This is a genomic window from Nocardia jiangsuensis (assembly GCF_042650385.1).
GTDB classification, from domain to species: Bacteria; Actinomycetota; Actinomycetes; order Mycobacteriales; family Mycobacteriaceae; genus Nocardia; species Nocardia jiangsuensis.
In genome coordinates, this window is sequence record NZ_JBHSAX010000013.1 from 561,047 (window position 1) to 569,386 (window position 8,340).

At 67.3% G+C, this 8,340-nt stretch carries 5 protein-coding genes; 3 read left to right on the forward strand and 2 right to left on the reverse strand.

What is annotated here, in order from left to right; all coding sequences use genetic code 11:
* The coding region (locus tag ACFO0B_RS14115; RefSeq protein ID WP_378612858.1) for a tetratricopeptide repeat protein at window positions 1-1,992 on the forward strand (1,992 nt) is incomplete at its 5' end.
* Window positions 1,993-2,695: 703 nt separating this feature from the next.
* On the opposite strand, the gene ACFO0B_RS14120 is transcribed toward ACFO0B_RS14115, so the two are convergent.
* Window positions 2,696-6,775: a hypothetical protein gene (locus ACFO0B_RS14120; protein ID WP_378612859.1), complete on the reverse strand. Its 4,080-nt coding sequence runs from the start codon at window positions 6,773-6,775 to the stop codon at window positions 2,696-2,698.
* Between the two features lie 68 nt (window positions 6,776-6,843).
* The gene (locus ACFO0B_RS14125) at window positions 6,844-7,320 is read right to left on the reverse strand and encodes a hypothetical protein (protein WP_378612860.1); all 477 of its coding nucleotides are present in this window, start codon (window positions 7,318-7,320) and stop codon (window positions 6,844-6,846) included.
* Window positions 7,321-7,763: 443 nt separating this feature from the next.
* Here ACFO0B_RS14125 and ACFO0B_RS14130 point away from each other — a divergent pair, with 443 nt between their 5' ends.
* On the forward strand, window positions 7,764-7,991 hold the full coding sequence (locus tag ACFO0B_RS14130) for an SDR family oxidoreductase (protein WP_378612861.1): 228 nt from the start codon (window positions 7,764-7,766) through the stop codon (window positions 7,989-7,991).
* 118 nt (window positions 7,992-8,109) lie between these two features.
* Window positions 8,110-8,262, forward strand: a complete 153-nt coding sequence (locus tag ACFO0B_RS14135) for a hypothetical protein (protein WP_378612862.1) — start codon at window positions 8,110-8,112, stop codon at window positions 8,260-8,262.
* Window positions 8,263-8,340: the final 78 nt, after the last annotated feature.

Here is an 8,340-nt window from a genome sequence, read left to right on the forward strand (position 1 = left end):
GCATCCCGTCACAACCTTGCCGGCGCCTCTAAGACGGCAGGGCGGATAAACGAGGCAGTCGATCGCTATCAGCACCCACATACCGGAGGGAATTGGCTGCCGGAAACCGGGCACTCAGATATCGATTCTTTATCGAACGCCGCCGATGGCAGTCCCCACGTCGACGACCCGCAGGTCATCGCCAGCCGTAACTTCATTTCACTGACGGCGGCCACAGCGTCCGAGGGACGAAACCCCATTACCTCCGATCAAGACCAGACAGCCTCGCCATCGACAGTGTCGGGGCGCGTAATAGTGGGTTGGATGCCGCGTCAGGCACCGCATTTCATTGTTCGGGCGCAGTTTACTCAGTTGCAGCAAGTGCTGCAGGATCGCCCGGTAGTGGTGGTGTGCGGGATGCGGGGTGCAGGCAAGACCCAGCTCGCCGCTGCCTACGCGCGTGAGCTAATCGCTGCTGGTGTTGAGTTGGTCGGATGGGTCAACGCTGAAACCCGTAACACCGTGCTCGCCGGTATGGCTGAAATTGCCGCACGAATCGGGATTGCTGATCCCGACGGCGATTCTATGGCTTCGTCGCGACGGTTACGTGATCACCTGTCGGGATGGAAAGAGCCATCACTTCTGGTGTACGACAATGCCACCGACTCCGACCTGATTAATACTCTGCTACCGACTGGCGGAACGACTCATGTGGTTATTACGAGCACTGATCGTGCCTTCGCTCAGCTGGGAGTTGCGGTGGACGTCGGATCAGGTTTTACTCGGACCGAGTCGGTGCGCTATTTGGAGGAGGCGACCGGTCTCGACGACCCGCGAGGTGCCGGGGCGATTGCGGCAGAGATTGGGGATCTGCCGTTGGCGTTGTCAGCTGCAGCAGCCACCATCGTCGGTCGTCGCTTGAATTACACCCGCTACCAACAACTTATGGCAGCCCAACCACTCCCTGCAGTACTGCCGCGCCGCAGGGGAAGCGACCATCCCTTTTCCGTGCATCAGGCTTTGCTGCTTTCCGTACAGACCACCGAAAACTCCAACTGCGATACAAATCTCGATGAAGTAGTCCGTTGGCTGTTGGGAGTAATGGCGATGCTAGCTCCCCAGGGCGTCGACTTCACGATGCTGCCCGACCGTGACGGTCGGTTGAACGAAGCACTTGCGCGGTGCGTGAATGGATCACTGCTGTCCTGGTCGGCTACAAAGCAAACCCTAGTGATACACCGACTCGTCGCCAGGGTTCTGCGCGAACGTGCGCACGCTACCGGTACAATCAACAAGATCGCCACAGCCACGGTCGCAATTCTGGCACCGTTACTGTTCAACGAGTCCGAAGCGTTCCCTCGCCGCGACGAAGGCTCTCGCTTGGTTGATCACATTGAGTCTCTATGGGAGGCCATCAGCCAGGAATCTGACATTGAAGCCGAGACCTTTGCCGAGACACTAAATGCTCGGCGATGGGCGACACGACAACTGCTCAATGCAGCCGACATCACTCGTGCTGTGACTCTGGCGTACCACGTCTACGCTGACTGCGAGCGAATGCTCGGTCCCGACCATCCCGATACCCTGAACTCACGCAATAACCTCGCGGGTGCCTACGGGTCAGCGGGACGGTCGGTTGAGGCAATCGATCTGTACGAACAGAACATCACTCAATACGAACGATTCTGGGGAAGCAACCATCCCAATGCCCTGGCATCCCGCAACAACCTTGCCAGCGCATACCAGGCAGTAGGCCGGTTGCCTGAGGCGATCAGTTTGTCGGAGCAGAATCTTATTGATAGCGAGCGGATTCTCGGCCCCGACCACCCCATCACTGTGTCATCCCGTAACAACCTTGCAAGCATCTACCGGATGGCAGGGCGACTGTCTGACGCGGTACCGCTTTACGAACAGGTACTCAAGGATCGAGAGAAGAAGATCGGCTTCAACCATAATCGCACGCGGGCGCTGCGAGATTTCTTAGTTGTGATGAAAGCCTGGAGCAGGGAATGACCCATTGCCTGGCGGTACCGTGGATCGTGGACGACGGGTTATGGGCAGTGATCGAGCCGCTACTGACGGTGCGGGCGCCGGGAACGCCAGGTCCGGCTCTTACTGATCAGTTCAGAATAAGTTGTCGTAGGCAGATGGGGCTGCTGCACGATGAGGTGACAGTGTGGTCTGCCACCTACCCGTGCATCAGCCCCATACGCCTCGCCGAGCGCGTGCACCTCCAACACCGAAGCCGCTGTCGGCGTTCACTGCCCGCACAGCGAGCGGGAATGCGGGCGTAGCTCGGGTCGGCGCGGGGACAGCTATGGGCGGGCGGACCGGCCGGGATCTCGGACCAGTACGTGCTGGCACCGGAGCGCTCACCCCGGAGCCATGCGGCGTCCTCGAGAATGGACTCGGCCAGACCCCCGGGATTGAGCGCTGCGTTGAGCAGCTCGGAGAACTCGCCCCGGGCTTGCTGGTCGGGCTCGCTGAGCACGCCCCGCTCCTTGAACGCCCAGTACCTCTGCTCCGCCTCGAACCGGTCGAGCAGTTCCTCGCGGGTGAGTGTGCCGAGATCGGCGCGGGTGAGCCGTTTGAAGCGAGCGATGTACCCCTTTCGAATCCATCGCCGACGGCGCGATCACCGGCGATACCTCTGCCGCGACGCGGACAGGGACGTCTGTCCGCCGCCTGCGAGCGGTGGACTCGGATGTCCCGTCGGCTATCCCGGATGCAGTTCCTCGCCGAGAATTTCCGCTGCAAGAGCCTGCGCGATGGCGATGTCAACGACAGGTAGCGCAGCGACAGGAACCACCCACCCTGATATCGACCACGCCCGCGCGAGCAGACCTCTGCTCCGCGCTCCGGAACTCCGGGTCTGAACCGGATTTGCGAGCTCATCAATCGGTCCTGGTTCGGTAGCCACCGCCGCGGCGACCCGGGTGAGCGCGTGGGCCTGATCCTCCGGGTCGGTGAGGGTGCGGGCGATGGCTTCGGCGTGATCGGGGTGAGTGGCGGTGAGCGCCTCGGCGAGCTGGGCGAGCGCGTAGGCCTGACCGCCCGGGATGGTGAGGATGCGGGCTATGGTCTCGGTGCGGTTGGGGTCGATAGAGGCGACCGCCCCGGCGAGCTGGGCGAGCACGCGAGCCCGCTGGGATGCGTCGGTGATGGTTCGGGCGATAATCTCGACGCGGTCGGCGAGTTGGGTGGCGCGGTCGGGATCGATAGCGGCGACCGCTTCGGCAAGCCGAGTGAGCACGCGAGCCCGCTGGCATGGGTCGGTGAGGGTGCGGGCGATGGCTTCGGCGCGGTCGGGGTGGCTCGCGGCGATCGCCTCAGCGACCTGGGTGAGCGCCTGGGCCTGATCGCGCGGCTTGGTGATGGTTCGGGTGATGGTCTCGGCGCGGTCGGCGAGCTGGGTGGCGCGGGCGGGATCGATAGCGGCCGTCGCCTTAGCGAGCCGGGCGAGCGCGCGGGCCTGATCCTCCGGGTTGGTGATGGTTCGGGCGGTGGTCTCGGCGCGGTCGGGGTGAGTGGCGGCGATCGCCTCGACGAGCTGGGCGAGCGCGCGGGCCTGATCCTCCGGGTCGGTGATGGTTCGGGCGGTGGTCTCGGCGCGGTCGGCGAGCTGGGTGGCGCGGGCGGGATCGATAGCGGCGACCGCTCCGGCGAGCCGAGTGAGCGCGTTTGCCTGTCCCACTGGGTCGGTGATCGTTCGCGCGGTGGTCTCGGCGCGGTCGGCGAGCTGGGTGGCGCGGGCGGGATCGATAGCAGCCCTCGCTTCGGCGAGCTGGGCGAGCACGGGGGCCAGCTGGTAGGGGTCGGTGATAGTTCGGGCGATGGCTTCGGCGTGGTCGGGGTGGGTGATGACGATCGCCGCGGAGACCTGGGCGAGCGCGTGTGCCTGCTGGTATGGGTCGGTGATGGTTCGGGCGATGGTCTCGGCGCGGTCGGGGTGAGTGGCGGCGATCGCCTCGGCGAACTGGGCGAGCGCGCGAGCCTGATCCTCCGGGTCGGTGATGGTTCGGACGATTGCTTCGGCGTGATCGGGGTGAGTGGCGGTGAGCGCCTCGGCGAGCCGAGTGAGCGCGAGGGCCTGCTGGCGCGTGTGAATGATGGTTCGGGCGGCGAACCGGGTGGCGCGGTCGGGGTGGGTGGCAGTAATCGCCTCGGCGGCCCGGAGAAACGCGTCGAACTGCGGGTGCGGGTTGGTGATGGTTTGGGCGATGGTTTCGACGCGGTCAGCGAGCTGAGTGGCGCGGGCGGGATCGATAGCGGCCATCGCCTTAGCGAGCCGGGCAAGCACGCGGGCCTGATCCTCCGGGTCGGTGAGGGTGCGGGCGATGGCTTCGGCGTGATCGGGGTGAGTGGCGGTGAGCGCCTCGGCGAGCTGAGTGAGCGCACGGGCCTGCTGGTATGGGTTGGTGATGCTTCGGGCGATGGTCTCGGCGTGGTCGGGGTGGGTCGTGACGATCGCCTGGGCGACCTGGGCGAGCGCGCGGCCCCGCTGGTCCGGGTCGGTGATGGTTCTGGCGATGGTCTCGCCGCGATCGGGGTGGGTAGCGACGATCGCCTCGGCGAGCCGAGTGAGCACGCGGGCCTGCTGATCTGGGTCGGCGATGGTTCGAGCGATGGTCTCGACGCGGTCGGCGAGCTGGATGGCGCGATCGGGATCGGTAGCGGCGACCGCTTCGGCGAGCTGGCTGAGCGCGTGAGCCTGCCCCACGAGGCCGGTGATGGTTCGGGCGATGGTCTCGGCACGGTCGGCGACGTGGGTGGCGCGCTCGGGATCGATAGCAGCACTCGCTTCGGCGAGCTGAGTGAGCACGCGGGCCTGCCCCACGGGGTCGGTGATGGTTCGGGCAATGGTCTCGGCGCGGTCGGGGTGGGTGGCGGCGACCACCTCAGCGAGCTGGGTAAGCACGCGGGCCCGCTGAAATGCGTCGGTGATGGTTCGGGCGGTGGTCTCGGCGCGGTCGGCGAGCTGGGTGGCGCGCTCGGGATTGGTAGCGGCCGCTTCGGCGAGCCGAGTGAGCGCGCGGGCCTGCTGGTCTGGGTCCGTGATGGTTCGGGCGAAGGCTTCGGCGCGGTCGGGGTGGGTGGCAGCGATCGCTTCGGCGAGCTGGGTGAACGCGCGGGCCTGCTGGTATGGGTCAGAAATGGTACGGACGATGGCTTCGGCCTGGTTGGGCTGAGTGACGGCGATTGCTCCGGCGACTCGGATAAGCACGTCGACCTGCGGGTGCGGGTTGGCGAGGGTGCGGGCGATGGCCTGGGCGCGGGCCGGATCGGTAGCGGCGATGGCGTCGGCCAGCCGGGTGAGCGCGTGGGCCTGCCCCCCCGGATTGGTGATGGTTCGGGCGATGGTCTCGGCCCGGTCTGCGAGCCGGGTGGCGCGTTTGGGGTCGATGGGGGCGGTCTGCTGAGCGAGGTGTGCGAGTGCAGAGGCCTGCTTGCCTGGTGTGGAGTAGGAGTGGGCGACCGCTTCGGCGCGGTCGTGCTGGCCCAGCAGCGTCCACGTCGTCAGGAGTTCGAAGGGGAGGTTTTCGCTGCGTTCATGTACGCGGTCGCGGTAACGGGCCAAGCGCGCGGTGGCCAGCAGATCGGGATCGGGTTGATCGCAGATGCGTTGCTGCGCGGTCCGGATTTCGGCCAGGGCGGTCGCGTCGCCTCCGGTGCGGGTGCGCATCCGGTCGTGGCGTGAGGTGTCGAGGGCTGCGGTGATCATGCGGGTCAAGTCGTTGTGCCGGTCGAGGACGGGGAAGTAGCGGCGCAGCAGGAAGTCCGGGGTATCGGCCGGCCACCCCACCTCGCGGTAGTACTCGGCCCAGCGGTGCAGCCGGTCCAAAGCCGTGGTGAGCTGGCGTCCGAGGCGTTTCTCGGCGGTGCGTTGCAGGGTTTCGTGGGCCAGCACGTACACCGGGTCGGCGGCATCCGGTGCCGCGCTGGTGCGGAAGCTGCGCCCGGCGACGCCGCGCAGGAGAGTGTCGATCTCGTAGGGCGCCAGGTCGGTGAGTTCGGTGAGCTCGGAACTCGTCAGGCCGTTGGCGGCGGTGATCAGGCCCAGTAGCTGACGATGTTGCGCGGGGCCATCGAGTAGCTCCCCGAGCTCGTCGAAGGCGAGGTCGCGGATGTCGGCGGCGTGGGGTGAGGAGGTGAGCAGGTATGGTCTGGCCGCGGTCAGCGGGTGCCGGGCAGGGATGGGCAGGTGGGGTCCGTGGCGGCTGGCTACGATGACCCGCAGGTTCGCGTCCGGCCGGGGGGGCAGCAGGGACACGATCGCCGGTCTGCCAGTGTCCTCGTCCAGGCCGTCGACCACGAGCACCAGGCGGCGCCCGTGCTGAGCTTCGCGCTGGGCGGCGGTGTCGAGAAGGTCGTTGCGTAGCCCGTCGCGGTGGAAGACCGCGGCCGCGATCAGGGTCCGTTGATCGGGCAGCAGCACGGCGAGCTGGTCGAGCACCGCCTCGGTGAACGCGGTGTGGTCGGTCTGGTCGGCGAGCCGGTCGGTGATGAAGAAGCTGACCACCGTCACCCCCGGTGGCGGGTGCAGCGCGAACCACGACAGCAGCGCTGATTTACCCGCCCACGGCTCGGCCCGGATCCAGAGATACGGCCGGTCACCGTGGCAGAAGCCCTCCAGCACATCCAGCTCGTCGACCCGGTCCCTGAGCCCGTCGATAGGGGCGATGTGGCGCACCTGCGGCACGTAGCGCGAGGTCCCCATCAGCAGCGCAACGTCGGCGATCGCTCCAACCCCGAAGTGGGTGTTGGTGACGTCGATCCTAACCTGCTCGGCCTTCACACCGCGCAGGTTGACCAGTGCCGCCGCTGCCGGGTTGTTCCCGTGGGGTGTCGCGCCCGGAGCCGGGTCTACCCGTGCGCGGCCGGAGGGTCCGCGTGCGGCCCGACCTGGCCGCCCTTGAACTTCAGCGAACCGCCGACATCGAGACCGTCGCCGTCGAAGCCGACGCCGCCGCCGGTGACGGTGAGGTCGGTGACCTCGACGTCCCCACGGATCGTGCTGTTCGACACCTTGATGCCGACCGCTTCGGCAGCTTGGGGCGCCTTCTCGGCGATCAGCTGCAGCACTTCCTCGGCAGCGGCCCGCAGTTCCGGGTCGTCGCCGGCGCCGGTCTTGGTGAGCTGGCGAGCCAGCAGCTGGCGCCGCAGCGGCTCTTCCGGCTCGGACTCCAGGGCCACCACCTCGGCGTCGACCACCCCATATCGGCGGGTGATCAGTCCCCTAAGCCCTGTGTAGGCATCCACGATCACCTGCTTGGCCGCATCACCGAGCCCTGCTTGTGCCCCCGCTGCCACCGCCGCGGCGATAAACGTCACCGGATCCACCCCGACCACCCTCCCTGAGCATCCCAGCTCGGCCGACCATCGGCCAGAATCGGCAATGTAACCGAAAACTCCGCTCTGCACCGTCATTCCAACGATCGACACACCGCCCGGGCCGGGGTGTCAGCGGTAGTGCTGCCAAAGGCGGGTGCTGGGGCCAATGTGCAGGTCGTTCAGGCGGCGGCGTTGCTCGGCAGCTGGTACGCCATGCCTGCAGCCCGGTGGTCGGGCGGAGCGAGCTGCAATCGCCGTGGTGGTCGAAGTAGTAGCTGCCCCGCCGGGGCGCAGTCGCTGATGGCCAGCAGCGAACTTCGCGCCCTGGCACGCACGAACCCAGCAGCTGGTGCCCGAGGTCTTCCTCGGCCGCGCGCTGATGATCGCGCGCCCCTGGAGAGATTCGCGCCGTCGGCTACTTCGCGCTGCGCGCCCCGGCCGGGGGTGCAGCGGTGATCCGGCCGCGTCACCGGCGGGGAGCGCGCGGGATCGGCCAGGCTACCGCGCAATCGCTCGCCGCGCGCGGGGCCCGGGTTTGGATCAGCGACATCGACTACGCGGCCGCGCAGGCCATCGCCGCCGAGATCGGCGGCCACGCCGCGCCGCTGGACGTCATCGAGCCGGAGAGCTTCCGCGAATCCCCTGTTGTGCAGCCGATTCCGGGCCGGTCGAGATCCTAGTCAGCAACGTCCCACCGTCTACAAGCGGCACGGATCTCGGAGCCGGCGTGCGAAGTCCACACGCGGCCGGGCCCGGTAGCGTCGGCTCATCCAGATAATGAGCGGAAGGCGCGGGCAGATGCGACACGAGATCGGCCGGGGCGTGCTGGCCTGGCCCGCGCCCGAGCGCCGGACCGATCGCTACGGCGCGGTGCTCCTGTCCACCAGCCCGACCACACCGAGCACGCGGTGCTGGACGTCCTCGCAGTCGCCGGGCAGCGCGGCCGCCTAGTGTTCCGCGCCTGAAATCCGTTGGCTAAGTGTAGGGTCCGGCCGTGGCGAGGACAGGCAGGCCGCGGTCGGGGCCGGA

What these genes read in the sequence shown, in the direction of transcription:
- ACFO0B_RS14135 (WP_378612862.1), top strand. Translation starts at nt 8,110, where the DNA reads ATGCGACACGAGATCGGCCGGGGCGTGCTGGCCTGGCCCGCGCCCGAG.